Source organism: Luteimonas flava, assembly GCF_036584485.1.
Taxonomy (GTDB): Bacteria; Pseudomonadota; Gammaproteobacteria; order Xanthomonadales; family Xanthomonadaceae; genus Luteimonas; species Luteimonas flava.
In genome coordinates, this window is the sequence record NZ_JAZHBM010000002.1 from 814477 (window position 1) to 839754 (window position 25278).

The 25278-nt window shown below is 67.6% G+C and carries 24 protein-coding genes; 21 read left to right on the plus strand and 3 right to left on the minus strand.

Annotation, left to right across the window (positions count from 1 at the left end; all coding sequences use genetic code 11):
• Window positions 1–11: 11 nt before the first annotated feature.
• Window positions 12–581 carry a hypothetical protein gene (locus V3391_RS10700; RefSeq protein WP_332078392.1) on the minus strand — a complete coding sequence of 190 codons (570 nt, stop codon included), beginning with the start codon at window positions 579–581 and terminating at the stop codon, window positions 12–14.
• Between the two features lie 429 nt (window positions 582–1010).
• Between V3391_RS10700 and V3391_RS10705 the strand changes: the two genes are divergently transcribed.
• The 20 genes from V3391_RS10705 (at window position 1011) to V3391_RS10795 (ending at window position 22975) form a co-directional block, all read left to right on the plus strand.
• Window positions 1011–1451 (plus strand): hypothetical protein, encoded by a 441-nt coding sequence (locus V3391_RS10705; RefSeq protein WP_332078393.1) that lies wholly within the window; start codon window positions 1011–1013, stop codon window positions 1449–1451.
• A gap of 10 nt (window positions 1452–1461) precedes the next feature.
• Window positions 1462–2331 (plus strand): VirB8 family type IV secretion system protein, encoded by an 870-nt coding sequence (locus tag V3391_RS10710; protein WP_332078394.1) that lies wholly within the window; start codon window positions 1462–1464, stop codon window positions 2329–2331.
• Window positions 2328–3110 (plus strand): TrbG/VirB9 family P-type conjugative transfer protein, encoded by a 783-nt coding sequence (locus tag V3391_RS10715; RefSeq protein WP_332078395.1) that lies wholly within the window; start codon window positions 2328–2330, stop codon window positions 3108–3110. The genes V3391_RS10710 and V3391_RS10715 overlap by 4 nt, the downstream gene beginning before the upstream one ends.
• The gene (locus V3391_RS10720; protein WP_332078397.1) at window positions 3107–4303 is read left to right on the plus strand and encodes a TrbI/VirB10 family protein; all 1197 of its coding nucleotides are present in this window, start codon (window positions 3107–3109) and stop codon (window positions 4301–4303) included. The genes V3391_RS10715 and V3391_RS10720 overlap by 4 nt, the downstream gene beginning before the upstream one ends.
• A gap of 7 nt (window positions 4304–4310) precedes the next feature.
• Window positions 4311–5348 carry a P-type DNA transfer ATPase VirB11 gene (gene virB11, locus V3391_RS10725; RefSeq protein WP_332078398.1) on the plus strand — a complete coding sequence of 346 codons (1038 nt, stop codon included), beginning with the start codon at window positions 4311–4313 and terminating at the stop codon, window positions 5346–5348.
• A gap of 85 nt (window positions 5349–5433) precedes the next feature.
• Window positions 5434–6246: a lytic transglycosylase domain-containing protein gene (locus tag V3391_RS10730; protein ID WP_332078736.1), complete on the plus strand. Its 813-nt coding sequence runs from the start codon at window positions 5434–5436 to the stop codon at window positions 6244–6246.
• Window positions 6247–6296: 50 nt separating this feature from the next.
• Window positions 6297–6674: a TrbC/VirB2 family protein gene (locus V3391_RS10735; protein ID WP_332078399.1), complete on the plus strand. Its 378-nt coding sequence runs from the start codon at window positions 6297–6299 to the stop codon at window positions 6672–6674.
• Window positions 6667–6984 (plus strand): VirB3 family type IV secretion system protein, encoded by a 318-nt coding sequence (locus V3391_RS10740; RefSeq protein ID WP_332078400.1) that lies wholly within the window; start codon window positions 6667–6669, stop codon window positions 6982–6984. Before V3391_RS10735 ends, V3391_RS10740 begins: the two co-directional genes overlap by 8 nt.
• 2 nt (window positions 6985–6986) lie before the next feature.
• Window positions 6987–9470, plus strand: coding sequence for a VirB4 family type IV secretion/conjugal transfer ATPase (locus V3391_RS10745; RefSeq protein ID WP_332078401.1), 2484 nt, complete (start codon window positions 6987–6989; stop codon window positions 9468–9470).
• A gap of 34 nt (window positions 9471–9504) precedes the next feature.
• On the plus strand, window positions 9505–10260 hold the full coding sequence (locus V3391_RS10750; RefSeq protein ID WP_332078402.1) for a hypothetical protein: 756 nt from the start codon (window positions 9505–9507) through the stop codon (window positions 10258–10260).
• A 17-nt stretch (window positions 10261–10277) separates the two neighbouring features.
• The gene (locus V3391_RS10755) at window positions 10278–11306 is read left to right on the plus strand and encodes a TrbL/VirB6 family protein (RefSeq protein ID WP_332078403.1); all 1029 of its coding nucleotides are present in this window, start codon (window positions 10278–10280) and stop codon (window positions 11304–11306) included.
• 115 nt (window positions 11307–11421) lie between these two features.
• A complete protein-coding gene (locus tag V3391_RS17840; RefSeq protein ID WP_425497251.1) occupies window positions 11422–11850 on the plus strand; it encodes a DUF4189 domain-containing protein in 429 nt (142 codons plus the stop codon).
• A gap of 867 nt (window positions 11851–12717) precedes the next feature.
• Window positions 12718–13722, plus strand: coding sequence for a type I glyceraldehyde-3-phosphate dehydrogenase (gene gap, locus V3391_RS10760; protein WP_332078404.1), 1005 nt, complete (start codon window positions 12718–12720; stop codon window positions 13720–13722).
• A 113-nt stretch (window positions 13723–13835) separates the two neighbouring features.
• Entirely contained in the window at window positions 13836–16550 is a 2715-nt protein-coding gene (locus tag V3391_RS10765) for a DUF2339 domain-containing protein (RefSeq protein WP_332078405.1), read from the plus strand.
• A complete protein-coding gene (locus V3391_RS10770) occupies window positions 16547–17911 on the plus strand; it encodes a DUF3999 family protein (protein WP_332078406.1) in 1365 nt (454 codons plus the stop codon). The genes V3391_RS10765 and V3391_RS10770 overlap by 4 nt, the downstream gene beginning before the upstream one ends.
• A gap of 174 nt (window positions 17912–18085) precedes the next feature.
• Complete coding sequence (locus V3391_RS10775) at window positions 18086–19261, plus strand: phosphoglycerate kinase (protein WP_332078407.1); 1176 nt, start codon at window positions 18086–18088, stop codon at window positions 19259–19261.
• Complete coding sequence (locus V3391_RS10780) at window positions 19258–19899, plus strand: HAD-IA family hydrolase (RefSeq protein ID WP_332078408.1); 642 nt, start codon at window positions 19258–19260, stop codon at window positions 19897–19899. Before V3391_RS10775 ends, V3391_RS10780 begins: the two co-directional genes overlap by 4 nt.
• A 153-nt stretch (window positions 19900–20052) precedes the next feature.
• The gene (locus tag V3391_RS10785; RefSeq protein ID WP_232137261.1) at window positions 20053–20271 is read left to right on the plus strand and encodes a DUF6289 family protein; all 219 of its coding nucleotides are present in this window, start codon (window positions 20053–20055) and stop codon (window positions 20269–20271) included.
• A 91-nt stretch (window positions 20272–20362) separates the two neighbouring features.
• Complete coding sequence (pyk, locus tag V3391_RS10790; protein ID WP_332078409.1) at window positions 20363–21853, plus strand: pyruvate kinase; 1491 nt, start codon at window positions 20363–20365, stop codon at window positions 21851–21853.
• A 117-nt stretch (window positions 21854–21970) separates the two neighbouring features.
• Window positions 21971–22975, plus strand: a complete 1005-nt coding sequence (locus V3391_RS10795; RefSeq protein WP_332078411.1) for a class I fructose-bisphosphate aldolase — start codon at window positions 21971–21973, stop codon at window positions 22973–22975.
• Window positions 22976–23038: 63 nt separating this feature from the next.
• Here V3391_RS10795 and V3391_RS10800 read toward each other — a convergent pair whose 3' ends face one another.
• Complete coding sequence (locus V3391_RS10800) at window positions 23039–23557, minus strand: O-acetyl-ADP-ribose deacetylase (protein WP_332078413.1); 519 nt, start codon at window positions 23555–23557, stop codon at window positions 23039–23041.
• A gap of 98 nt (window positions 23558–23655) precedes the next feature.
• Between V3391_RS10800 and V3391_RS10805 the strand changes: the two genes are divergently transcribed.
• Window positions 23656–24138 carry a hypothetical protein gene (locus tag V3391_RS10805; protein WP_332078414.1) on the plus strand — a complete coding sequence of 161 codons (483 nt, stop codon included), beginning with the start codon at window positions 23656–23658 and terminating at the stop codon, window positions 24136–24138.
• Between the two features lie 118 nt (window positions 24139–24256).
• Here the strand turns inward: V3391_RS10805 and cysK are convergent, their stop codons facing one another.
• Window positions 24257–25216 carry a cysteine synthase A gene (cysK, locus tag V3391_RS10810; RefSeq protein ID WP_332078415.1) on the minus strand — a complete coding sequence of 320 codons (960 nt, stop codon included), beginning with the start codon at window positions 25214–25216 and terminating at the stop codon, window positions 24257–24259.
• Window positions 25217–25278: the final 62 nt, after the last annotated feature.

The following is a 25278-nucleotide window of genomic DNA, read 5'->3' on the forward strand; positions in this document are numbered from 1 at the left end:
TGAGCACCCGGTCATGGCGCCACCTGCTGCGTATCGACAAACACGTAGTCGTCGTTCGAAGGCCAGCGGGCGAGCCCGTCATCGAGCTTGATGCAGGGGCGACCATCACAGGCGGTGATCGCGACCTGTTGCAGCGCCTCCAGCACCTCGGCACGCACGCTCGCGCGTTCCGCGCGCTCCAGGTTGAGCTTCGCGACGTAGCCACTCGCGCCGATGAGGGCGGCGCCGCCCAGCACGAGCGCCAGCAGGGCACCGCTCCCCAACAGACGTGAGCGCGCGGTCAGTCCCGCCTGCGTCCGGTCGAGGTGTGCGATCAGATGTTCGAGTCGTTGCGCAGCCGATTCGGCGCGTGCAGTGGTGGCGTCCAGCTGACCGGTCAACGTCTCGCGCACCGCCGTGGTCGTCGCCCGCAATACGGCATCGCGTCCTGCGGCGGTGTGTTCGGCGACGCCAGTGGCCGCGTCCTGCAATGCGTCGGCGGCATCGCGTTGATCGCGCGCAGCCTGTTCGCACTGCTGCGTCAGATGCGCGGCCAGCAGTGCCGCGCTCGCAACGAAGTCCTCCATCTGCGTCCGTTCCATGGCTCCTGCTGACGATGTCGTTCCCGGATGACGAGGATGCGGGCTGGCGCAGTGCAGAAGCCGACGTGATTGTCCGGATCGGCGGGTCGGGAAATCACCCGAGGGCTTGCGGAAATCATGTCATCACGCGTCAGCGCAGGCCCGCGTCCAGTGCAGGGCTGCAGAATCGGCGAGGATGCAAAGCGCCGGAAAATCACGTGTTTCCGGTCACTTCAACCGCGCGTCAGGCGACCGGAACGGCTCGTTTCGAACTGCTCGGACGCGGCGCGTCGCCGCGTTGACGCGAATTTTCCGTGTCGCTTAGTTTCGAACCGTCATCGCTTCGCAGTCGTCGGAAACGCGACGTGCGCAGTGACCAGGGGACGCACGTTCGACGCTCGCGACAGGCACCGCGGCGGAGCGTGCACATCAGGGAAGAACCGCGTGGGTATGAGCACATCAGTCGCAGGATGGAGGTTCGCGGTAGTCGTCGGCGTCTGCCTGACCGCGATCGCCGGGTGTGCCACACCCGATGCAGCGGACCCGCGCGGCAAATGGCGGCCTCTGCACCAGTTCGCGGAGGCACCGCAGGCGATTCCGCTGCAGCAGACCTACGTGTTCCAGGCGTTTCCATCGGACCAGACCCTCAAGACGTTGCTGACGCGCTGGTCGAACGATGCCGGTCTCGGTCTGTCGTATCTGCACGCCAACGACTACACGCTGCACGCACCGGTCGCGCAGCTCCGCACCACGAGCATCGAGCAGGCGGCATCGGCGTTGTCGTCGGCGTATGCAGCGCAGGGCGTGCGGGTGTCGGCCGAACGCGGCGCGATCGTGGTCAGCCACGCGCAGGCCGCTTCGGTTGCGCCGGCCGACGGCGCGACGGACTGACGGGGCACGCATGTTCGGCAAACGCACCGCATCCCCGGAGATCGACAAGACCGTCGCGCAGGGGGTCAGTTACGAACTCACCTTGACCGACCAGATGCGGCGCAGCGAGCGGCGCGCCTGGCGCGTGGCGGGCTGTGCGGTTGCGATGTCGGTGATCCTCGCCGGTGGTTACGTGCTGTTCCTGCCGCTGAAGGAGCGCGTGCCCTATCTCGTGATGGCCGATCCCTATACCGGCACCGCCAGCGTCGCGCGGCTGTCGGGCAACTTCAACGAACGCGACGTCACGACGGAAGAGGCGATCAACAAGAGCAATGTTGCCCAGTTCGTGCTCGCGCGCGAGTCCTACGACTCGGGACTGATCGGTCAGCGCAACTGGCGGACCACGCTGTCGATGGCCGGTCCTGCGGTCGCACCCGCCTACATCGGCCTGCATGCCGAACATAACCCCGAACGCCCGTTCCGGATCTACGGGACGGGCCGTTCGGTACGGACGCGGATCCTGAGCATCGTGCTGATCGGTGGAGGCGAAGGTCGTCGCCCGTCGGGTGCGACCGTGCGCTTCCAGCGCAGCCTCTACGACAAGTCGAATGGGCGCGTGGAACCCATCGATGCGCGGATCGCGACGCTCGAGTTCGCCTACAACCCGGAGCTGCGATTGAGCGACGAAGACCGCCTGCTCAATCCGCTGGGCTTCCGGGTGACGAACTACCGCGTCGATCTGGATTTCGCCGCCGGTCCCGTGCCGGATCGCGAGTTCCCCGTGCCGCGTCCTGCGGCGACGCCGTCGACGCTCGGCGCGGCTGCGCCACCGCCGGCTTGGTCGGATGACGACGCCGACATCCCGCCGATCGAACCTGGCGTGACCGGAGCCCTCCCATGAGTCGTGGTGCACACCGCCGCCCGATCGCAGCCGCATGCCGCGTACTGGTCGCGCTGTTGCTGCTGGCCCCGCTGTCGGCGCTGGCGCAAGTCGTGGAGGAATACGCCTACCAGCCCGATGCCGTCTACCAGGTGCGGACCGGGCTGGGCATCACCACCCAGATCGAGCTCAGTGCGCACGAACAGATTCTCGACTACAGCAGCGGCTTCAGTGGCGGCTGGGAGATCAGTCGCCGCGACAACGTGTTCTACGTCAAACCGCGGAACGTCGACGTCGACACCAATCTGCTGGTGCGCACCGCCGCGCACGCCTACATCTTCGAGTTGAAGGTCGTCGCGAGCGACTGGCGCTCGCTCGATCAGGCACGGGCCGCCGGCGTGCAGTACAAGATCCGCTTCAGTTATCCGGGCGATACCCGCTTCGCGCCCGAGACGGCCGAAGCACCGGAGGCAGCCGTCGAACTGAGTACCGGCCTGCAGCCCGACCGGCAGTACCACTTCCGTTACGACTACACCCAGCACCGGCGCACGCCGCACTGGCTGGTGCCGTCGACGGTCTACGACGATCGGCGCTTCACCTATATCCGCATGGGGGACCGTGCCCGCTTTCCCAGCGGCAATTTTCCCGCGGTGTTCGCCCGGGACAGCGAACACGGCGAGGAGTTCGTCGTCAATTCGACGGTCGAAGGTGATGTGATCGTGGTCCATGGGACCTATCCCTTTCTGGTCGTCCGGCACGGCGCGCACGTCGTCGGCCTGCGCAGGAGTGCCGAGCCGTGAGCGAGCATCCCGTCGACTCCGAACGCGCGCCCGGTCCGGGCGGTCGCGGCCCGGCCAATCCCTACGAGGCGCGGTTGGGCCAGCAGGCGGATCTCGATGCGGACGCGCCGGTGCTGCAGGCGGCCGAGGTCCAACGCCTCAACCGCCGCGCGCTGGTGTTCCTCGCAGGCATCGTGCTGCTGCTCGGCGGGCTGGCGTTCTGGGTGTTTTCGGGCGGCGGTCTGGCCAGCGATGACGCGCGTCCCCGCACGCAGACCGGCGAACAGATCGTGATCCCGGCCGCGCCGCGGGATCTGCCCGAACTGCCGGTGGCAAGGCCCGCAGCGCCGCCCCCGGAGCTGCCGCCATTGCCGGTGATCGAGGATCCGCGTCCGGCGCCGTCCGCCGGCATGGGCGAGGCACTGTCGGGCGGCATGTTCTCCGGCAGCGCCGCGCCATCGCTCCTGGAACGGCGCATGCAGGATGTCGCGGGTGGATCGGGCATGTCCGGCATGTCGAGCACGGGGCCTGATGGAATGCCGGGTGTGCCCGACGGCTTCGGCGCGGCCGCGCCGGCGTCCGTCATGCAGGCGCCCGCGGATGGGCCCACCAGTGCACGCCCGCTCTACAGCCCCGACACCCTGCTGCTGCGCGGTACCTACATCCGGTGCGTGCTGCAATCGCGCGTCATCAGCGACTTTCCCGGCTACACCTCCTGCATCGTCACCGAGCCGGTGTACTCGGTGAACGGCAGACGCCTGCTGCTGCCGCGTGGTTCGAAGGTCATGGGCTTCTACAACGCCGACAGTGTCATCGGCGATCGCGCCGGCATCGTCTGGGACAGGATCACCACGCCCACCGGGCTCGACGTCAACATGCGCAGCCCGGGTGTGGACGCGCTCGGCGCCGCCGGCAACGCGGGCCACTACACGGCGCACTGGGGCCAGCGGCTCGCCTCGGCGTTGCTGATCAGCATGCTCAGCGACGCGTTCAAGTACGCGGCCGCCGAACACGGCCGGCCGCAGACGTCATTCGGCAACGGTTTCGTCGTGCAGAACCCTTACGAGAGCAACACCGCACGCACGCTCGAGCGGATGGCCAACATGGCGTTGGAGCGCAACATGGCGCGCCCACCGACCGTCACGATCAACCAGGGCACCGTGGTCAACGTCTACGTCGCACGCGATGTCGACTTCTCCGCGGTGGTGCGCTGAGCCGGCCATGGACCTCGAGCCCGCCACCGTCGCGCAGATCTCCAACCGGTTCCTCGAGTACCAGTACGAGGTGCTCGGCATCGGTGCGCACATGCAGTCTTCGGACGTGACCGAGATATGCATCAATCGGCCGGGCGAGCTGTATCTGGAAACCCGGGAGGGCTGGCGCCGCACCGACGTCCCGTCGCTGACGTTCGAGCGCGCGCGGCAGTTCTGCACGTCGATCGTCAACGAGAGCAATACGGGCCAGCGGATCACCGACGTCGATCCGATGGTGTCGCTGACGTTTCCCACCGGGCAACGCGCGCAGTTCGTGATTCCGCCGGCCTGCGACGCGGGGCGGGTCTCGATCACGATCCGGCTGCCGTCGCGCTACGCCCGGACACTCGACGAGTACGAGCGCGACGGCTTCTTCGCCGAGATTCCCGAGACGTCGGCGTCGATCAGCGACCAGGATCGGGAACTGCTCGAACTGCGACGCGCCCGCGACTACGCGCAGTTCTTCCGCCAGGCCGTCCGCTACCACAAGAACATCGTCGTGGCCGGTGCGACCGGCAGCGGCAAAACCACGTTCATGAAATCCCTCGTCGACCACATTCCCGAGCAGGAACGGCTGGTGACGATCGAGGACGCCCGCGAACTCTTCCTGCGCCAACCGAACGTCGTGCATCTGCTGTACTCGAAGGGCGGCCAGAGTGCGAGCAACGTCACCGCCAAGAGCTGCATGGAAGCCTGTCTGCGCATGAAGCCTGACCGGATCATCCTCGCCGAACTCCGCGGCGACGAGTCGTTCTACTTCATCCGCAACTGCGCCTCGGGCCATCCCGGGTCGATCACCAGTTGCCACGCGGGCAGCACCGAACAGACTTGGGACCAGCTCGCATTGATGGTCAAGGCATCCGCCGAAGGTGCGGGGCTGGAGTTCGACGTGATCAAGCGCCTGCTGCGCATGACGATCGAGATCGTCGTCCATATCAAGGCGCACGCGGGCCGCCGCTTCATCACAGGTATCGATTTCGATCCCGAACGCGCGGTGGCGGCATGAGTCGGGTGCCGACGTTCACGCAACCGCACGCGGCGGTCCACATGACGCGCACGCAGACGGGGAGGGTGTACTGATGCTGCCCGGCATGGAGCTGATGGGCTGCGCCGGGCTTGCCGTCCCTGCCGAGGTCATGCACCACGTGGTGCGTGTCGAGTCGTCGTACAACCCCTTCGCGATCGGTGTGGTCGGCGGCCGCCTGGCACGCCAGCCGCGGACGCTCGAGGAAGCGCTTTCGACCAGCCGGATGCTCGAGCGCGAGGGCTACAACTTCTCGCTCGGTCTGGCGCAGGTGAACCGGCACAACCTGCGTCATTACGGGCTCGACTCACACGAGAAAGCCTTCGAGATCTGTCCGAACCTGCGTGCAGGCGCGCAGATCCTCTCCGAGTGCCACACACGCGCCGGCGGCGACTGGGGCAAGGCCTTCAGCTGCTACTACTCGGGCAACTTCGTCACCGGCTACCAGCACGGTTACGTGCAGAAGGTGCTCGCCTCCTGGCAGGCTGTCGCGCCGGCACAGTCGATTCCGGTAATCCGCAACGGCGCTGCGTCCGCTCCTACCTCGCGCGTCGGCGAGGCCGCGGCGCCGTCCTCGAGGCTGGCCCGCCGCGTGCAGGAAGCTGCCGGTGCTTCACGTGGAAACAGGCCCCTCTCTGAGACTGCGATTGCCGGACAGGCGGCGCCCACGGATTCGATGATCCGTCTTCAGGCGAGCGGGACCGCGCTGCCGGCGTCCGTCCGCCAGGCACCCGACGCGAGATCGCCGCAGATCGACGCGGACGCCCCGGTCACGGTGCAGCTCACGTCCGCGCCACCCCAACAGCGCGCGCCGACCACCAGCACGACCGGTCAATCCGGGACGCCCAACCCATCCACCGACACCGCGTTCGTGTTCTGAACAGACCGCCAACCCGCGAACTCACCACCGCCAACGCCAAGGACAGCATCATGCAGAAAATCATCACTCCCGATCGCGCCCGCCATGCCCGCACCCGACTGCGCGGGGCGCTCGTCTGCGGCGCGCTCGCGCTGCTCCCGATCGCCGCCTGGGCCCAGGACGTGGCCGGCGCGACCACACGGGTGCAGAGCTTCTTCGGCAACATCAACGCGCTGCTGAACGTCGCATCGATCGCGGTCGTCACCATTGCGATCATCTTTGCCGGCTACCAGATCGCGTTCAACCACAAGCGCATCGGCGACGTCGCACCGGTCCTGATCGGTGGCTTCCTGATCGGCGCCGCGGCGCAGATCGCCAAGATGCTGCTGCCCGACGACGTCACGTCGACCGCCATGATCGCGGTCCAGCTGCTGCCGGGCTATGCGTAAGGACATCCTGTTCCGAGGCTGCACCCGCCCGCCGATGTTCATGGGCGTGCCTTACCTGCCGTTCGCGGTCGGTGCGGGCGCCTGTCTGCTGCTGACGTTCTATATCGACATGTTCTTCCTGGCGTTGCTGCCGTTCGTGATCATGGTCATGCGGCAGATGGCCAGACGCGACGAGATGATCTTCCGCCTGCTGGGCCTGCGCTGGATGTTCCGGCTCCGTGCCCGGGATGTCGGCCGGCACGGCAACGTCTGGATCTTCACGGCGAACAGCTACCGGCCGGACATCCACGACGGCCGCGGGACATCCTGACCATGCGCGCGCCCGCCACGTCGATCGCCGAGTTCGTGCCGCTGTCGGCCCATGTGTCACCGCATGTGGTCAAGACCACCGGCGGTGACTATCTGCTGACCTGGCGTCTGGGCGGCCTGCCGTTCGTCGGGCGGGAGACGTGGGAACTCGAACACCGGCACGCCACCTTCAACCGCATGCTGCAGACGCTGCGCGCGCCGGATTTCGTCAACGTCGCCTTCTGGGTGCACGACGTGCGCAGACGCGGTCGTATCGACATGTCGGCCGATTTCGCGCAGACGTTCAACCAGGCGCTGTCCGACCAGTACTTCGAGGCGCTCTCCACGCAGAAGATCATGCAGAACGAGCTGTACCTGACGATGATCTTCCGGCCGGTCGTCAGCGGCAAAAAGCTTGTCGAGAAATCCTCCGATCTCGCGCGGCTGCAGGCGGAGCAGGACCAGGCGGTCGCCAAGCTCGTCGAACTGGCCGGCAATGTGGAAGCGGTGCTCCGGGATTACGCGCCTGCACGGCTTGGCATGTACACCGGCGACAACGGTGTCGTCTTCTCCGAGACGCTGGAGCTGTTCGCCTACCTGTTGAACCGGATCGACGCCCCGGTCCCGGTGCTGCGCGCGCCGGTCTGCGATTACCTCGCGGTGAGCGGACACACCTTCTCGGCTCGCACAGGCGACTTCGTGATCAGTACGCCGGGGGGCGGCAACCAGTACGGCGCGATCCTCAACATCAAGGAGTACACCGACGCCACCTGGCCGGGCATCCTCAATGCGCTGAAGTATCTCGACTTCGAGTACGTCATCACGCACTCCTTCAGCCCGATGGGTCGGCAGGACGCGTTGAAGGTGCTCGACCGCACCAAGGGCATGATGATCTCCTCCGGCGACAAGGCAGTGAGCCAGATCGCGGAACTCGATCATGCGATGGACGAGATCGCATCGGGCAATTTCGTGCTCGGCGAGTACCACTTCATCATGGCGCTGTACGCGCCGGACCAGCAGGCGCTGGCGCAGCAGATCGCCACGACGCGTGCCGAACTGTCCAACGCCGGATTCGTGTCGGTGAAGGAAGACCTCGCGGTCTGCGCGTCGTTCTATTCCCAGCTGCCGGCGAACTGGAAGTTCCGCACCCGGCTGGCCAATGTCAGCTCGCTGAATTTCCTCGGGCTCTCGCCGCTGCACAACTTCGCCACCGGCAAGCGCGCGCACAATCCGTGGGGTGACGCGGTCACGGCGTTGCAGACCACCAACGGTCAGCCCTACTACTTCAACTTCCACGCCACGCATCCGGCCGAGCAGTCGCTGGGGGAGAAGGCGATCGCCAACACGATGGTGATCGGCAAGTCCGGCACCGGCAAGACGGCGTTGATCAACTTCCTGCTGAGCCAGGTGCAGAAGTTCGATCCCGTGCCCACCATCTTCTTCTTCGACAAGGACCGCGGCGCCGAGATCTTCGTGCGGGCCTGTGGCGGCGCCTATCTCGCGCTGGAGAACGGCGCGCCGACCGGCTTCAATCCGTTCCAGTGCGCGCACACCGAGGCCAACGTGCAGTTCCTCGCCGGGCTGGTCAAGGTGCTCGCCGGAAAGTCCCAGTACACGGCGCGCGAGGACGAGGATATCCACCGGGCCGTGGAAAGCATTCTCGACATGCCGGCCCAGCTGCGATCGATGGGCAACTTCCAGAAGAGCCTGCCCAACATGGGCGACGACGGCCTGTACGCGCGCCTGCGCAAATGGACGGCCGGCAACGCACTGGGCTGGGTGTTCGACAATCCCGTGGACGTCATCGATCTGGAGCGCGCCAGCATCATCGGCTTCGACTACACCGAGGTCATCGACAACCCCGAAGTGCGCGTGCCGGTCATCAATTATCTGCTGCACCGGCTCGCAGCGCTCATCGACGGCCGGCCGCTGATCTACGTCATGGACGAGTTCTGGAAGATCCTCGACGGTGGCGGCGCGCTCAAAGAGTTCGCCAAGAACAAGCAGAAGACGATCCGCAAGCAGAACGGCCTGGGCATCTTCGCGACGCAGAGTCCGGAGGATGCGCTGGCGAGCGACATCTCCGCGGCCCTGATCGAACAGACGGCGACCCTGATCCTGCTGCCCAATCCGAACGCGTCGCGCAAGGACTACGTCGAAGGCCTGAAGCTGACCGAAGCGGAGTTCGAGGTCGTCCGCTCGCTCGACGAGCGTTCGCGCAGCTTCCTGGTCAAGCAGGGACATGCCTCGACCGTGTGTCAGTTGAATCTGCGCGGTATGGACGATGCCCTGGCGGTCATCTCGTCGAGTACCGACAACATCGAGATCATGCATCGGATCGTCGCGGAGCAGGCGACGTCCCTGGGCGTCGCGCATGGCGAGCTCGGCCCCGAACACTGGCTGCCCGCGTTCTATGCGCAACGGAAAGGGTCCGGACGGGCTCGTCACGGGCAGAATCCGGTTCAACCTGGCAACCGCCCGGACGCCGTCGCACTCGTGGATCGATGAACTTTCCCCGCCACACGGACACAGGAGGTGTCGCATGAGGTCCCGGATCAGCCATCAGGCGGGTGCACACAGCCTCGCCAGCGGTCTGCATCGCACATTCGGAATCCGCCCCGGTTGGCCGCGCTTGCGGCGCCGGTTCGTCGTCGCGATCGCGGTCGCCGCCATTCTCGCCACAGGCGCCGCGACGGCCGCATGGCAGGTGCATGATCGCGAGACCTACCAGCAGGTGCAGCAGCTGCGCGACCGCATCGGCGGAGGCGGCAGCACGACCGTCGTCGGCGAGCTGCAGAAGGTCAACACGCGATTGCAGGTCAATCACAAGCCGACCGGCGAGACCGTCGAACTCGTCGCCGAGCCGGAAGGCACGGCCAAACTCGATCCGTCCGCGCCTTCGGCCGCGTCCCTGAGCATCGGCAGGCTGTGTCCGTCCGGTATCTCGAGCGGTCTCGGGCAGCGGCAGCGCACGCTCTGCCGCGAGATGGTGCAGACCGAGCTCGCACAGTACGCATTCGCGATGCGGATGTTCGAGCGCGCCGCCGAGCACCATGCGCGTCTGGAAGCGATCGAGCAGCGTCGCCGCGCACTGGGCACGGACGACTATGCCGACCTGCAAGCCAATTCGAACGAGCTGCTCGCGCTGACCGCACTGATGGACAACGATCGCGACCGTTTCCAGACCTACATGCGTGCCTACGAGGCGAGGGTCGCGCACATCCGGCACACGCAGATCGCGCTGACCCGCAATCTGTTCACCGGCCGGGGCGGCGTGGACCTGCCCGCCTCGCTGTAACGACTTCGGAGTTCGACATGGACAGTCTGGCCGGCTTCGCCCAGTGGGCGTTCTTCGCGCTGATCTTCGAGTTTCTGAACTCCCAGATCGCCTCGTTCCAGACCGGTCTGATCGCGCGCGGCACGCAGTTCGTCAGCGGCCTCGCGCTGACGCTCTGCACGCTGTGGATCCTGATGCAGGGCTTCATGATCGTCACCGGACGCAGCCGGGAATCGATGATGGGCCTGGTCGTCGGCTCGCTGCGGGTGTTTCTGATCGTATCGGCCGCCACCGCGATGTCGTTCGCCGGCACCAACCTGACCAGCTTTCTCGCCGACGGCCTGCCGAAATCGATCAACGCCATCGTGACCGGCACCGACGAAAAGCCCGAAGAGTCGATCGACAAGAATCTGAAGATCATGGGGTTGATCTTCGTGCTGGTGGACCGGGTCGGCGTCGGCGCGGACGACCCGCAGAACAAGACCAGCCAGGACCGCACGATCACGCTGATGGGCATCGGCATCGCAGGGCCGTCCGTCGTCGGCGGCGCGATGCTGCTGCTCTACAAGATCGCGCTGGTGCTGTTTGTCGGGTTCGGACCGCTGTTCATTCTGTGCCTGATGTTCGACCAGACCAAGGACCTGTTCAAACGATGGCTGCTGTACGGTCTCGGGACCATGTTCAGTCTGGCCGTGCTGTCCTTCATGGTGTCCGTGGCGACCAAGCTGGTCGCGATCACCGCCGCCGCCATGCTGTTGCAATACACCCTGATGACGCAGGACATCATCGATGTGCCCGGTGTCGTACCCCCGGGCGGCCTCAATGCGGCGGCCATGCAGCAAGGCGGCATCGGCCTGCTGATGTCGGTGTTGATGGTCATGGCACCCCCGATGGCCGCAATGTTCTTCAGCGGGACGCTGGGGCAGTTCGCAGCCAATTCCAGTTTCGGTGCTGTCGGTCGCAATAGCTCGGGTCAGGTTGCTGATACAACTATGCCCACGCAGCGCTCAGGCCCTAGAAAAAGCACTGACGATGACGGTTACGTTGATGGCGTGAGAGGTAGATAGGGCCTCGCAGTCGCGGGCTGGTCCAAGGAGCGGATTCGGAATGCTACGAGCAGTTTTTTTCTTCTCTACTCTTGGTATCGGGCTCCTGCTTTGGGGCGTTCCAAGTTATGCACAGATGACGCCTTCGCAGCAGGCTCAGGTGCCTGAGAGCAATCCCAACTCGAGCTTTTACAACTCTCGCTATCTGCCTTCGTTAGGTGCTTCTGACCCCCATTACCCTTGGATCGACCGCTTTGGCGCTTATGCAATGAGCCGTAGCACGGGATGGTCAGGCTGGGCTCAAGATGCCGCGTCAGAGGAATCCGCTGACTCAGATGCGCTTGAGCAATGTCGAGTGCGGAGTGGCGGAGTAACTGATTGCGAGATCATTTTTACTTTCCAGAATCAGTGCGGCGCCGTCGTCCGGTCTGAGCGTCACACGGCATATGGAAGAGCGGATGAACTCGAGGGTGCGCGAGATGCGGCCACGCGCAGATGCGAAGCTTTGGGCGGCGTATGCGAAGTGTTCAGAGAAGGTTGCAGTCTTCCTGAACTGAGACGTTAGCTCTCTCCAACAGTATGCGTTCCATCGATACCCTTCTTTGACTGAAGTGGCGGTAGTCGGTTAGCCCTTACTGGCGCGGCTTCTGAGAAGCAGTTGGTGGCGAAGGGAGCTTGCCTTGCCTTGCGGCAATGGGTCTCGTTGCCTAGTGATCACTTCCCGCCACACTCTCAATCGATATCACTGCGCAGGCATCAGCCGCTTGCAGTACTCCGCGCGCTCGCGTCTCGCCAGACTCCGTGAGTCATCCAGCTCGAGCTTGATGCCCGCGAGTGAGCCTCTGGTCTCTTCCCGGCGGATGTCGCGCAGCTGACGCTCACGCCAAAGAACGGGCGACGCGGGTACGGGGCGCGGAGTTCAGCGTCGACTGCAGATAGACAGTGCGATCGACGCTGGGATCGGAATTGAGGCGAATCGCGATACGTTGAGCAATCCGATGCCCGCAATTGCAAGAGGTAGCCGATAGCCATCTTCGGACGGGTGCTGCCGCCGATCTGGAGCGGCAGCATGCGGTCGGCGAGCCAAGCGCCGCGAACGTCGGGGTCATCTGATGGGCGGTCAGGGTGAGGGTGCAGTCTCCGACTGGATAGTCCGTTGTGCGAAACCGGCGCCACAATCGCGATGGCGGTCAGTGTAGGAAAAGGCGTGCGCGCAGGCGGTTCTGATCGTCGTTTGGGAGACCTCTTGACAGGCGCTGGCCTGAAAAGCGTCTCGATCGGAATTGTCTCGCGCGCCGCGATGCGTCACGGGGGCGCCGCGATCGGCTCGGCTGGTAGACTGTGCAGCGCTGTCCGGGCTGGCGCCCACGCGCCGCGCGGCCACGTCTTTCCCACTTTTGCCGCGTGCGCGCGGCTGCAGGAGTCCGGATTCATGGCGATCAAGGTAGGCATCAACGGCTTCGGCCGCATCGGCCGCAACGTGCTGCGTTCGGCAGTGGAGAACTTCGACGGCGACATCGAGATCGTCGCGATCAACGATCTGCTGGAGCCGGACTACCTGGCCTACATGCTGTCCTACGACTCGGTGCACGGCCGCTTCAAGGGCACGGTGTCGGTCGAGGGCAACACGCTGACCGTCAACGGCAAGCAGATCCGCCTGACCCAGGAACGCGATCCGGCCAACCTGAAGTGGGACGAGGTGGGCGCCGACGTCGTCATCGAGTCGACCGGCCTGTTCCTGACCAAGGACACCGCGCAGAAGCACATCGATGCGGGCGCGAAGAAGGTGATCCTGTCGGCGCCGTCGAAGGACGACACGCCGATGTTCGTGTTCGGCGTCAACGACAAGTCCTACGCCGGCGAGGCGATCATCTCCAACGCCTCGTGCACCACCAACTGCCTGGCGCCGATCGCCAAGGTCATGCACGACAAGTGGGGCATCAAGCGCGGCCTGATGACCACCGTGCACGCGGCGACCGCGACGCAGAAGACCGTCGACGGCCCGAGCAACAAGGACTGGCGCGGCGGCCGCGGCATCCTGGAGAACATCATTCCGTCCTCGACCGGTGCGGCCAAGGCCGTCGGCGTGGTGATCCCGGAGCTCAACAAGAAGCTCACCGGCATGAGCTTCCGCGTGCCGACGTCCGACGTGTCGGTGGTTGATCTGGTGGTCGAACTCGACAAGCCGGCGAGCTACGAGGACATCTGTGCCGAAATGAAGGCGCAGAGCGAAGGCGCGCTGAAGGGCATCCTGGGCTACACCGAAGACAAGGTCGTCGCCACCGACTTCCGCGGCGAGACCTGCACCTCGGTGTTCGACGCCGAGGCGGGCATCGCGCTGGACCCGACCTTCGTCAAGCTGGTCAGCTGGTACGACAACGAGTGGGGCTACTCCAACAAGTGCCTGGAGATGGTCCGCGTGGTCGCGGCCAAGTAACCGCGCAGTCTCGCGACGCGATACCCGAAGCCCCGCACATGCGGGGCTTCTTGTTTTCGTGCATTCGCCGCGTAAGGTGGCCGGGCGCGCCCCTCCGGCGCCGCGGGGGTGCCATGGAAGAACTCGTCGTACTGATCGGGCTCGCGTTGCTGACGGTGCCTGTTCTGCTGGTCGTCGGACTGGTCATGCTGTTCGGCCTGCGCCGCCGCGTCGCCGATCTCGAAGACCTCAGCGAGCGGCTGCGCGCGGAGATCGCCGGCCGGGCGATGCCGGCAGCGCCGGCGCCTGCCGTGGCATCACGCGCTGCGCCTCCCGCTTCGGTGGCCACGCCCGACGAAAGCCCATCGGCCGCGCCGCCGCCGATCACCGAACCGCTGCGCCCGGCAGCGCCTGCACCCGTCGCAGGCCCGCCGCCGTTGCCGCTCGCGCTGCCGCGCGCGAGCTGGCGTGATGCGGACCCCGTGCGTCCAGCCGCGTCCGATGCGCCGCGGGCCGCACCCGCCGCGCCGGCAGGGCCGGACGTGTTCGAACGCGGCCTGCGTCTGGTCCGGCAGTGGTTCACCTCCGGCAATGTGCCGGTGAAGATCGGCATGCTGGTGCTGTTCGCCGGCGTGGCCGCATTGCTCAAGTACGCCAGTGACGCGGGCCTGCTGCAGGTGCCGGTGTCGCTGCGCCTGGCCGGGGTGTCGGTGGCCGCGGTGGCCGGGCTGGTGTTCGGCTGGATGCGACGCGCCAGCCATCGGACATTCGCGCTCAGCCTGCAGGGTGGGATGATCGGCATCCTGTTGCTGGTGGTCTTCGCCGCGTCGCGGATGTTCGGCCTGGTGCCGATGGAGTTCGCGTTCGCCGCGAGCGTGGCGCTGGTGTTCGGCGCCGGTGCGCTGGCGGTGCTGCAGGGCGCGATGGCACTCGCGGTATTCGCGGTGCTGGCCGGCTTTCTCGCGCCGATCTGGCTGTCGACCGGCAGCGGCAACCACGTCGCGCTGTTCGGCTACTACGCGGTGCTCAACGCGGCGATCGTCGCCATCGCGTGGTTCCGCGCCTGGCGCCTGCTCAATCTGCTGGGGTTCGTCTTCACGTTCGGCATCGGCACGCTGTGGGGCGTGCTTGATTACGAGGCTGCCGACTACGCGTCCGCGCAGGCGTTCCTCGCGTTGTTCTTCGCGATCTATCTGGCGGTGCCCCTGCTGCACGCGCGGCGCAGGCCAGTGGGGCGTCGCGATCTGATCGATGGCTGTCTCGTGTTCGGCACCCCGCTGATCGCGTTCTCGCTGCAGTCGGGGCTGATGCGTGACGACACGACCACGCTGGCCCTGTGCGCGCTCGGTCTCGCGGCGGTGTACGCCGGCCTGTCGTGGTGGTTGCGTCGTGGCGGTCGTTTTGAAGTGCTGCAGCAGTCGTATGCGCTGTTGGCCGCGGGCTTCGCGACGCTGGCTGTGCCGCTGGCGCTGTCGGCACAGGCCACCGCCAGCGTGTTCGCGCTCGAAGGTGCGGCGCTGGTGTGGCTGGGCCTGCGTCAGCAGCGGCGCCTGCCGCGCTGGTCGGGCATCGCGCTGCAGATCGCGGCGCTGGTCGCGTATGTGTTCGCGGCCGGCAATACGACGATCGACGAGACGCCGTTCGTGCACGGCCTGTTCGTCGGCGCGATGTTGTTCGTGATCGCTGGGCTCGCGATCGCCTGGGCGTATTCCCGTGCAGGTGCCGTCGCGCCCGCGCGCATCGCCTACGTCTGGGCGATGTTCTGGTGGCTCGGCGCCTGGGTATTCGAACTGCAGCGCGTGCTGCCGGGACGCGACGTCCCCGATGCGTGGCTGGTGCTCGCCGCGGTCACCGGCTGGCTGGCGGCGGAGCGCAACCGGCGCGTGTTCGATCCCTTGCTGGCCGGCACCGCGTGCCTGGCGCTGGCGGCCGCATTGCCGCTGGCTGTCCTGCAGGCCGAAGCGCATCAGCAGCCGTTCGCCGGCAACGGCGTCTGGGCGTGGCTCGTGTTCGCCGCGCTCGGCGTGCGCAGCCTGTTGTGTCTGCGCGTCGGCGACAGCGGGTTCGCCCGCGCTGCGCAGTTCGTCTGGTGGCTGCTGTGGCCGTTCGCGGTGTCGCTGTTGCTGGTGCAGCTGTCCGACCGGATCGGCGGAGGCGATGGCTGGTGGCTCGTGGCCGCGGTTGCGCCCTGGCTGGCGATCAGCGCGGTGGCGCTGCTGCGTTGGCCGTGGCTCACGCACCCGCTCGGCGCGGCGTTCGATCCCATGCGCGGGGCGTTTCGCACGACCTGTTGCGGGCTGCTGGCGCTCTGGTGGTGCGTGGCGCTCGGCAACGCCGGTAACCCCGCACCACTGCCGTGGATCGCGCTGCTCAATCCGCTCGACCTCGCCCAGATCGCGGCGCTGCTGCTGATCGCACGCTGGGTGTGGTCCGGCGACGCGCCGGTCGGCGCGCGCGCCCGCATGCCGCTGCTGTCGGCCGGCGCGTTCCTGCTGGTCACCGCGATCACGCTGCGTGGCGCGCATCACTGGGGCGGCGTGCCGTGGAGCATGGCGCTCGTCGACAGCAGCTTGGCGCAGACCAGCCTGACCATCGTGTGGAGCGTGCTCGGCGTACTCGGCTGGGTCATCGGCTCCCGCCGTGGCCAGCGCGTGCTGTGGCTGGCGGGCGCAGTGCTGATGGCGATCGTGCTGGCCAAGCTGGTGCTGGTGGATCGCAGCCATCTCGGCAATCTGTGGGGCATCGGCTCGTTCATCGCCTATGGCCTGCTGTGCACGGTCGTCGGCTTCTTCGCGCCCGCGCCGCCGCGCGCCGCCACCTTCGAACCGGCACAGGAGGCCGGCGCATGAACCGGACTCTGAAATGCCTGGCTGTCCTCACCGGCGGCGTCCTCTGCAGTGTTGCGATCGCAGCCGCCGGCGACGCGGCCTTCGTCGCGCAGTGGCCGCTGGATCTGCCGTCGTCCGATGCCGGTGCCTACCAGGTCGAACTCGATGACGCCGTCTACGCGACCACGGTGTCGCCGGCGCTGCGCGATCTGGTGATCGTCAACGGCGCGGGCCGTCAGGTGCCGGCGCTGCTGCAGTCGGCGCCGGCGCCCGCGGCGCGCCGCACCACGCAGGCGCTGGCGTGGTTCCCGCTGCCGGCGACGGCCGCGCGCGTGGGCAGCGACATCGCCGCGATCAGCGAACTCGATCCCGACGGCCGCCTGCGCCGCATCCAGTGGCAGTCCGCGCCGGGTGCCGCGCCGCCGGCCGCGTTGCTGGTGGATGCCAGCGCATCGGCGTTGCCACTGCAGGCGCTGGTGCTGGACTGGGGCGTCGCGGATGTGGCGTTCGAGCGCACGATGCGGGTCGAAGGTTCGGAAGATCTGCGCGACTGGCAGCCATTGTCCGCAGGCGGTCGTCTGCTCGATCTGCGCCGCGGCGAAGCGCGGCTGGTCGAGCGGCGGATCGTCTTCGACACGCCGGTGCGCACGCGCTATCTGCGGCTCTCACCGGGTGCCGGCGCCGGTGCGATGCCGGCAATCGTGTCGGTGACCGGTGAATCGCCGGCGATGACCGATGCGCCCGCCCTGCAATGGCGTGCCCTCGAGCCGGTCGGACCGGCCGATGCGCAGGGTGGGCACGTGTTCCATCTCGATGCGCGCGTGCCGGTGACGCATGTCGATCTCGGTTTCGACGGCAACGCGACCGCGCGCTGGACGCTGTCGGTGCGGGAGCACGAGGCGGCGCCATGGCGCACGGTCGCCAGCGACTGGCTGGTCTATCGGATCGGCGCCGATGCGGCATCCCGCACCCCGCCGCTCGCGCTCGATGCAGTCGTGCGCGAACGCCAGTGGCGGCTGGTGCCCGACGCGCCCGCCGCCGGTACGGCGCCGGTGCTGCGACTCGGCTATCGCCCCGAGCGTCTGGTGTTCGTCGCCGAGGGCGCGCCGCCGTTCTCGCTGCGCGCCGGCAGCGGGCGTGCCACGCGTGTCGATGCAGCGGTCGCACCCTTGCTCGCGGATCTGCGGGCGCGCAATGGGGGTCGCTGGGCACCGTCCGTCGCGACGCTGGGCGCGCGGACCGAACTCGCCGGCGCAGCCGCACTCGACGACACACCGCCGCGCGACTGGGGCACGTGGCTGCTGTGGGGCGTGCTGGTGCTGGGCGTGCTGCTGGTCGGCGGCTTCGCGCTGAGTCTGCTGCGGGCGCCGAAGCCGCGTTGAGGGGGCGGGCGGGCGCTCACGCGCGACGAAGCGTTGCCGATGCGCCCGATCGCGCGCAAGCGCGCTCCCACCGGCTTCGACGCGGGCGCCGGTTTGCCTGCCTGCATCGAGTCCGCGGACAATGGGCGGCTGACGCGTACGCGTTCTCCTTCCGAATACAGCGAGCCCAGCGCCATGACCATCGTCCGCATGACCGACCTCGACCTTTCCGGCAAGCGCGTGTTGATCCGGCAGGATCTCAACGTCCCCGTCGACGGCGGCACGATCACCTCCGACCAGCGCATCACCGCGTCGCTGCCGACGCTGAAGGCCGCTCTGGCGCAGGGCGCGGCGGTCATGGTGACCTCGCATCTGGGGCGGCCGAAGGAAGGCAGCTGGAGCGAGGCCGACTCGCTGGCGCCGGTGGCCGCGCGTCTGTCCGAACTGCTCGGCATCGACGTGCCGCTTGTGCGCGACTGGGTCGACGGTGTCGAGGTCGCGCCGGGCCAGTTGGTGCTGCTTGAAAACTGCCGCATGAACGTCGGCGAGAAGGACGACGACGAGGCGCTGTCGAAGAAGTACGCAGCGCTAGGCGACGTGTTCGTCATGGACGCGTTCGGCACCGCGCACCGTGCGCAGGCGTCGACGCACGGCGTGATCCGTCATGCGGCCACCGCCGCGGGCGGCCCGCTGCTGATGGCTGAACTCGATGCGCTGGCCAAGGCGCTCGACGCGCCGGCGCGCCCGCTGCTGGCCATCGTCGCCGGCAGCAAGGTCTCGACCAAGCTCGAACTGCTGTCGTCGCTGGTCGGCAAGGTCGACCAGCTGATCGTCGGCGGCGGCATCGCCAACACCTTCATCGCCGCGCTGGGTCACAGTGTCGGCAAGTCGCTGGTCGAGACCGATCTGCTCGACACCGCGAAGCAGATCATGGCCGACGCCAAGGCACGCGGCGCCGACATTCCGGTCCCCACCGACGTCGTCGTCGCGCCTGCGTTCGCGGCCGATGCACCGGCGACGGTCAAGGCGGTGGACGCGGTCGAGGCCGACGACATGATCCTCGACATCGGCCCGGACACTGCGAAGCGCTACGCCGCGATGATCAATGAGGCCGGCACCGTGGTCTGGAACGGCCCGGTCGGCGTGTTCGAGTTCGATGCGTTCGGCAAGGGCACCGAGGCGCTGGCGCGCGCGGTGGCGTCGTCGAAGGCGTTCTCGATCGCCGGTGGCGGCGACACGCTGGCGGCGGTCGACAAGTACGGCATCGCCGATGACGTGTCCTACATCTCCACCGGTGGCGGCGCGTTCCTCGAATTCCTCGAAGGCAAGACGCTGCCGGCGGTCGCGGCGCTCGACGCCCGCGGCGCATGACGCAGGCGCTGTTCTTCGATCTCGACGGCACGCTGATCGACTCGGAGCCGGGCATCCTCGGCGGCATCGCGCACACGCTCGATGCGCTGGGACATCCGCCGCTATCGCGCGAGGCGCTGCTGCCGTGGATCGGCCCGCCGTTGCGCGACAGCTACGAGGCGCTGTTCGACGGCGATCGTGCGCGCGCCGAGCGCGCGGTCGCGCTGTATCGCGAACGCTACGACGCGCAGGGCTGGCGCGAGCATTCGGTCTACGCCGACATTCCGGAGACGATCGCCGCGCTGCAGGCCGCCGGTCACCGGCTGGCGGTCGTCACCTCGAAGAACGAAGGCTTCGCGCGGCGCATTCTCGAGTCGCTGCCGTTCGGCGCGGCATTCGAGACCGTGGTCGGCGCCAGCGACGACGGCATGCGCCGTTACAAGCGCGAACTGATCGCCGAAGCGCTTTCGCGGCTCGCGCTGACCGCGGCGGACGCGGTCATGATCGGCGACCGTCGTTACGACATGGAAGGCGCGCGTCAGCACGGCATGCGCGGCATCGGCGTGCTGTGGGGCTTCGGCGCTGCGGATGAGCTGCGCGCAGCGGGCGCGGATGTCGTCGTCGATTCGCCGGCCGCGCTGCAGGCCGCACTGGCCTGAGCGACGCGACCGTGCACGGGTCGCGTTCAGCACGAGACCCCGCGCCGCAAATGCGCGGCGCGCCGCATGCTTTAACGCTTCGCCAACCCGCCACCGCCGCTTCGCTGCGAGGGTGAGGCCGCGGCGATCGGCCGCGACGTGGAGGGCAGCATCATGAAGACACGGACCCGTTGGGGGCTCGGCATTCTTGCCACCTGTCTGCTGGCCGGTGCCGGCATCGCGGGCGCGAACGGATTCCCCGGCGCCGAGATGTATTACGACGATGCCGGCGTGCTGGTCGGCGAGGCGACGTTCGGGTGTGTGCCGAACCAGGCCTGGGGTGAGGTGACCGACAACGTGGTGGTCCGCGCCGGCTGCGGAGTTTCGCAGTAAGCTTCGGAAACGGCGCGCCAGCTCTGGTGCGCCGTTTTCATGTTGCCGTGCAACGTGCGGCTGACCACCGGTGGACATTAGACTTGGCGCCATGACCACGACCGACCTGCCTTCCGTTCCGGCGCACCGTCGCCGCACCCGTATTCTCGCCACGCTGGGCCCCGCGACCGATGCGCCCGGTGTGCTCGATGCGCTCATCGCCGCTGGCGTCAACGCCGTGCGCCTGAACTTCTCGCATGGCGATCCGTCGTCGCAGCAGGTGCGCGCCGAAGCCGTACGCGCCGCGGCAGACCGTGCCGGCGTCGAGATCGGCATCCTTGCCGACCTGCCGGGCCCGAAGATCCGCATCGAGAAGTTCGCCGAGGGCAAGGTGCAACTGCGCGCCGGCGCGCGCTTCGATCTGGTCGCCGATCCCGCGGCGCCTCCGGGCACCGTCGACGAGGTCGGCGTCAGCTATCTCGGCCTGCCGGGCGACGTGGAAGCCGGCGACGTGCTGCTGCTCGACGACGGCCTGATGCAGCTGCAGGTCACCGCCGTCGAAGGCGCGCGCATCGTTACCACCGTGCTCAACGACGGCGTGCTGTCGAACCGCAAGGGGCTGAACAAGCAGGGCGGCGGCCTGTCGCTCGGCGCGCTGACCGACCACGACCGCCAGCTGATCAAGGTCGCGGCCGACATCGGCGTCGACTTCATCGCGGTGTCGTTCTGCCGCAATGCCGCCGACATGGAAGAGGCACGTTCGATCGCACGCTCGCACGGCAGCGATGCCGCCCTGGTGTCGAAGATCGAGCGCACCGAGGCGATCGACAACCTCGCCGAGATCATCGACGCCAGCGACGTGGTGATGGTCGCGCGTGGCGATCTGGGTGTGGAGATCGGCGATGCCGAGCTGCCGGGCCTGCAGAAGAAGATCATTCGCGAGTCGCTGGCGCGCAACAAGGTGGTGATCACCGCGACGCAGATGCTGCAGTCGATGGTCGAAAGCCCGATGCCGACGCGCGCCGAAGTGCTGGACGTCGCCAACTCGGTCATCGACGGCACCGATGCGGTGATGCTGTCGGCCGAGACCGCCGCCGGTGCGTATCCGGTGCGCGCGGTCGAAGCCATGGCGCGCATCTGCGTCGGCGCCGAACGGCAGTTCGCCCACGACACCGATTTCGAGAAGGCGCAGCGCAACCTCGAACGCGCCGACCACGCGATCGCGATGGCGGCGATGTTCCTGTCCGAGCACGTGGGCGTCGGCGCGATCGTCGCGATGACCGAATCCGGCGGCACCGCACGCTATCTGTCGCGTTTCCGCGGCGGCGCGTCGATCTATGCCTTCGCCCGTCACGACGGCGCACGCCGGCGCATGTCGCTGATGCGCGACGTGTTCCCGTTCAACTACGACAGCCGGGGCCAGACCCCGCGCGAGGCAGCGCGCGGCAGCGTGCGCCTGCTGGTCGAAGCCGGTCTGCTCGGCCCCGGCCAGCGCGTCGTGTTCACCAGCGGCGAGCACATGGAAACCCATGGCGCCACGAATACGCTGCGTCTGCTGCAGGTCGGCGTCGACGGTCGTGCCGAGGGACTGGGCGAGCTGTAACGTCCGGCCGGCCGCATCCGCCGGGGAGGGCGGGGAGCGACACGCTGTCTCGAAAGGCCCGGCCGATGCGCCGGGCTATAATCGCGGCCCTTTCCCGTCGCGATCCCGGAACCCGTCATGAGCATCGAACAGCTTGCCGAAACCGCCCAGGCCATGGTGGCGAAGGGCAAGGGCATCATCGCGATCGACGAGTCGACGGGCACGATCGGCAAGCGCTTCGAGCAGGTCGGCATTCCGAACAACGAAGAAAACCGCCGCGCCTACCGCGAGCTGCTGCTCACCACGCCGAAGCTGTCGGAGCACATCAGCGGCGCGATCCTGTTCGACGAGACCCTGCGCCAGTCGACCAAGGCCGGTGTGCCGTTCGCCAAGTACCTCACCCAGAACGGCATCATCCCGGGCATCAAGGTCGACAAGGGCACACATGCGCTGGCCGGCTTCCCGGGCGAGCTGGTGACCGAAGGCCTCGACGGTTTGCGTGCGCGCCTGGAGGAGTACTACAAGCTCGGCGCGCGGTTCGCCAAGTGGCGCGCGGTGATCACCATCGGCGAAGACATGCCGTCGGGCACCTGCATCGACGTCAACGCGCACGCCCTCGCGCGCTACGCCGCGCTGTGCCAGGAGCAGGGCCTGGTGCCGATGGTCGAGCCGGAAGTGCTGCTCGACGGCGACCACGACATCCAGACCGCGTACGAAGTCACCGAGGTCGTGCTGCGCGGCGTGTTCGATGCGCTCTACAGCCAGAACGTCATGCTCGAAGGCACGATCCTCAAGGCGTCGATGGTGGTGCCGGGCAAGGACTGCGAGGAAGACGCGGATGTCGAGGAAGTCGCCGAAGCGACCCTGATGTGCCTCAAGTCGTCGGTACCGGCGATCCTGCCGGGCATCGTGTTCCTGTCGGGCGGCCAGTCCGACGAACTGGCCACCGCGCATCTCGATGCGATGAACCGCCTCGGGCCGAATCCGTGGCCGCTGTCGTTCTCCTACGGCCGCGCGATGCAGCAGGCCGCGCTGAAGCTGTGGTCGCAGGATCTCACCGGCAATGTGCGCAAGGCGCAGGACACCGTCTACGCGCGCGCCCGCGACAACGGTCTGGCCGCGCAGGGCAAGTTCAACGGCTGATCGCGATACCCGCATCGCTTTCCGGAAACGCCGGCCTCGTGCCGGCGTTTGCGTGTGCGGCGTTCAATCCGCGAGTGCGGCCTCGTAACGCGTCAGCATCGCGGCATCGAAGCAGCAGAACAGCACGTGCGTCGGCACGTCGCCGGTCCAGGCGCGCACGGTGTCGACGGCGATCTGCACCGCCTGGTCGATCGGATAGCCGTAGACGCCGCAGCTGATCGCCGGAAACGCGATGCGTGCGAGACCGTGTTCGGCTGCGAGCGCGAGGCTGTTGCGATAGCAGGCCGCAAGCATTCCGGCCTCGCCGGCAGTGCCGCCGCGCCACACCGGTCCGACGGTGTGGATCACCGATCGGGCCGGCAATCCGAACCCCGGCGTGATCCGCGCTTCGCCGGTCGGGCAACGCACGCCCGGACGCACCTGCGGCAGAGCCCGGCAGGCCTGCAGCAGGGCGAGCCCCGCAGCGCGATGGATCGCGCCATCGACGCCGCCGCCACCGAGCAGGGTTTCGTTCGCGGCGTTGACGATCGCATCGGCCTCGACGCGGGTGATGTCGGCCTGACGGGCTTCGAGAGTCGGCATGCACGCAGGCTTGATGCCGCGGCGTGGAGGCCGGGTGAGTCCCGTGCGCGCGGCCGGCGATTAGGCTGGTCCGGCATTTCCGAGCACCGAGGTCACCGATGAGCGTCGTTTCCCGATCCACACGCCTGCACGTGCCGCTCGCGGTCCACGACGCACTGCGGCGCGGCAGCGCGATCGAGGCGATCAAGCAGCTGCGCGACGCGAATCCCGGACTGAAGCTCGCCGACGCGCGCGATGCGGTGCAGCGTCTGGCGGAGAACCCGTCGGATGCGCTGGATCCCGACGACCGGTTCCGGCCCGCGGGCGGCGCCGCGCCACCGTCGAGCGGCACGCTGCCCAGCGAAGTCGCCGCGAAGCTCGCGACCGGCAACACCGTCGATGCCACGAAGCGCCTGCGCGACGTCAAGCCGGGACTGAGCGAAGAGGCGGCGCGCGACGCGATCGCGAAGCACGGCTCGTCCCTGATGCGCGAGCCACGCCAGGAAACCGTGGTGCGCGGTGACAGCGGCCAGTTCGGCTGGCTGGGCTGGGTGCTCGCGCTGGTGATCGTCGGCGGTGGTCTGGCGATCTGGCTGGGTTGAGCGCCCGGCCCGCACGAAGGGCACCCTGCAGGAGCACGCTCGCCTGCGATGGGCTCGACAGGCAGCCGCCATCGCGCGCGAGCGCGTCCACACGAGATCCGTACTGGAACTCAGCCGGTCACGGCAGACCGGCCAGCCATTCGTCGTCGGAGCCTTCATTGATGTCGGCGAACAGGGGCGTGGAGAAGTAACGCTCGCCGGTATCGGGCAGCATCGTCAGGATCACTGCCCCATCGGCAGCGGTCTTCGCGACCTGGAGCGCAGCGGCGAGCGTGCCGCCGGCCGAGATACCAACGAAGATGCCTTCTTCGGCGGCGAGTCGACGCGCAGTGTCGATCGAGTCGGCATCGTCGATCGACAGCACCCGGTGCGCGACATCGCGATTGAGCACGCCAGGCACGAAGTCGGGTGTCCAACCCTGCACCTTGTGCGGCGCCCATTCCTTGCCCTGCAACAGCGCGGCACCCGCCGGTTCGCAGGTCACGATCTCCACCTCGGGCCGCGCGACCCGCAACACCTCGCCCACGCCGGTGAGCGTGCCGCCGGTGCCCCAGCCGGTGACGAAGTGATCAAGCCGGCGGCCGGCGAAATCGCGCAGGATCTCGGCGGCCGTGGTCTGCCGGTGGTACGCCGGATTGGCGGGATTTTCGAACTGGCTGGCCCAGAACCAGCCGTGTTCCTCGGCCAGCGCCTTGGCGCGCTTGACCATGCCGCTGCCACGTTCGGCGGCGGGGGTGAGGATCACCTTGGCGCCATAGGCGCGCATCAGCTTGCGGCGTTCGATCGAGAAGGTTTCGACCATCGTCGCAACGAACTTGTAGCCGCGCGCCGCGCAGACCATCGCCAGCGCCACGCCGGTATTGCCCGAGGTCGCTTCGACGACGGTGTCGCCGGGCTTGAGCAGGCCGCGCTGTTCGGCGTCGAGAATGATCGCCAGCGCGAGGCGGTCCTTGACCGAGCCGCCGGGGTTGAACGACTCGACCTTGGCGTAGAGTTCGACGTTCGGCGGGGCGATGCGGTGCAGACGCACGACCGGCGTATTGCCGATGGTCTGGAGAATGTTGTCGTACAGGGCCATGGGGGTGCCTCGACACGGGCGCTGGGCGCGGTCGGACCAGACTGGGCCATAACGCACGAGGC

Excerpts from the sequence above, each read along its gene's own strand:
- V3391_RS10700 (WP_332078392.1), bottom strand. The coding sequence starts at position 581 with ATGGAACGGACGCAGATGGAGGACTTCGTTGCGAGCGCGGCACTGCTG.
- V3391_RS10705 (WP_332078393.1), top strand. The coding sequence starts at position 1,011 with ATGAGCACATCAGTCGCAGGATGGAGGTTCGCGGTAGTCGTCGGCGTC.
- V3391_RS10710 (WP_332078394.1), top strand. The coding sequence starts at position 1,462 with ATGTTCGGCAAACGCACCGCATCCCCGGAGATCGACAAGACCGTCGCG.
- V3391_RS10715 (WP_332078395.1), top strand. The coding sequence starts at position 2,328 with ATGAGTCGTGGTGCACACCGCCGCCCGATCGCAGCCGCATGCCGCGTA.
- virB11 (WP_332078398.1), top strand. The coding sequence starts at position 4,311 with ATGGACCTCGAGCCCGCCACCGTCGCGCAGATCTCCAACCGGTTCCTC.
- V3391_RS10730 (WP_332078736.1), top strand. The coding sequence starts at position 5,434 with ATGGAGCTGATGGGCTGCGCCGGGCTTGCCGTCCCTGCCGAGGTCATG.
- V3391_RS10735 (WP_332078399.1), top strand. The coding sequence starts at position 6,297 with ATGCAGAAAATCATCACTCCCGATCGCGCCCGCCATGCCCGCACCCGA.
- V3391_RS10740 (WP_332078400.1), top strand. The coding sequence starts at position 6,667 with ATGCGTAAGGACATCCTGTTCCGAGGCTGCACCCGCCCGCCGATGTTC.
- V3391_RS10745 (WP_332078401.1), top strand. The coding sequence starts at position 6,987 with ATGCGCGCGCCCGCCACGTCGATCGCCGAGTTCGTGCCGCTGTCGGCC.
- V3391_RS10750 (WP_332078402.1), top strand. The coding sequence starts at position 9,505 with ATGAGGTCCCGGATCAGCCATCAGGCGGGTGCACACAGCCTCGCCAGC.
- V3391_RS10755 (WP_332078403.1), top strand. The coding sequence starts at position 10,278 with ATGGACAGTCTGGCCGGCTTCGCCCAGTGGGCGTTCTTCGCGCTGATC.
- V3391_RS17840 (WP_425497251.1), top strand. The coding sequence starts at position 11,422 with ATGACGCCTTCGCAGCAGGCTCAGGTGCCTGAGAGCAATCCCAACTCG.
- gap (WP_332078404.1), top strand. The coding sequence starts at position 12,718 with ATGGCGATCAAGGTAGGCATCAACGGCTTCGGCCGCATCGGCCGCAAC.
- V3391_RS10765 (WP_332078405.1), top strand. The coding sequence starts at position 13,836 with ATGGAAGAACTCGTCGTACTGATCGGGCTCGCGTTGCTGACGGTGCCT.
- V3391_RS10770 (WP_332078406.1), top strand. The coding sequence starts at position 16,547 with ATGAACCGGACTCTGAAATGCCTGGCTGTCCTCACCGGCGGCGTCCTC.
- V3391_RS10775 (WP_332078407.1), top strand. The coding sequence starts at position 18,086 with ATGACCATCGTCCGCATGACCGACCTCGACCTTTCCGGCAAGCGCGTG.
- V3391_RS10780 (WP_332078408.1), top strand. The coding sequence starts at position 19,258 with ATGACGCAGGCGCTGTTCTTCGATCTCGACGGCACGCTGATCGACTCG.
- V3391_RS10785 (WP_232137261.1), top strand. The coding sequence starts at position 20,053 with ATGAAGACACGGACCCGTTGGGGGCTCGGCATTCTTGCCACCTGTCTG.
- pyk (WP_332078409.1), top strand. The coding sequence starts at position 20,363 with ATGACCACGACCGACCTGCCTTCCGTTCCGGCGCACCGTCGCCGCACC.
- V3391_RS10795 (WP_332078411.1), top strand. The coding sequence starts at position 21,971 with ATGAGCATCGAACAGCTTGCCGAAACCGCCCAGGCCATGGTGGCGAAG.
- V3391_RS10800 (WP_332078413.1), bottom strand. The coding sequence starts at position 23,557 with ATGCCGACTCTCGAAGCCCGTCAGGCCGACATCACCCGCGTCGAGGCC.
- V3391_RS10805 (WP_332078414.1), top strand. The coding sequence starts at position 23,656 with ATGAGCGTCGTTTCCCGATCCACACGCCTGCACGTGCCGCTCGCGGTC.
- cysK (WP_332078415.1), bottom strand. The coding sequence starts at position 25,216 with ATGGCCCTGTACGACAACATTCTCCAGACCATCGGCAATACGCCGGTC.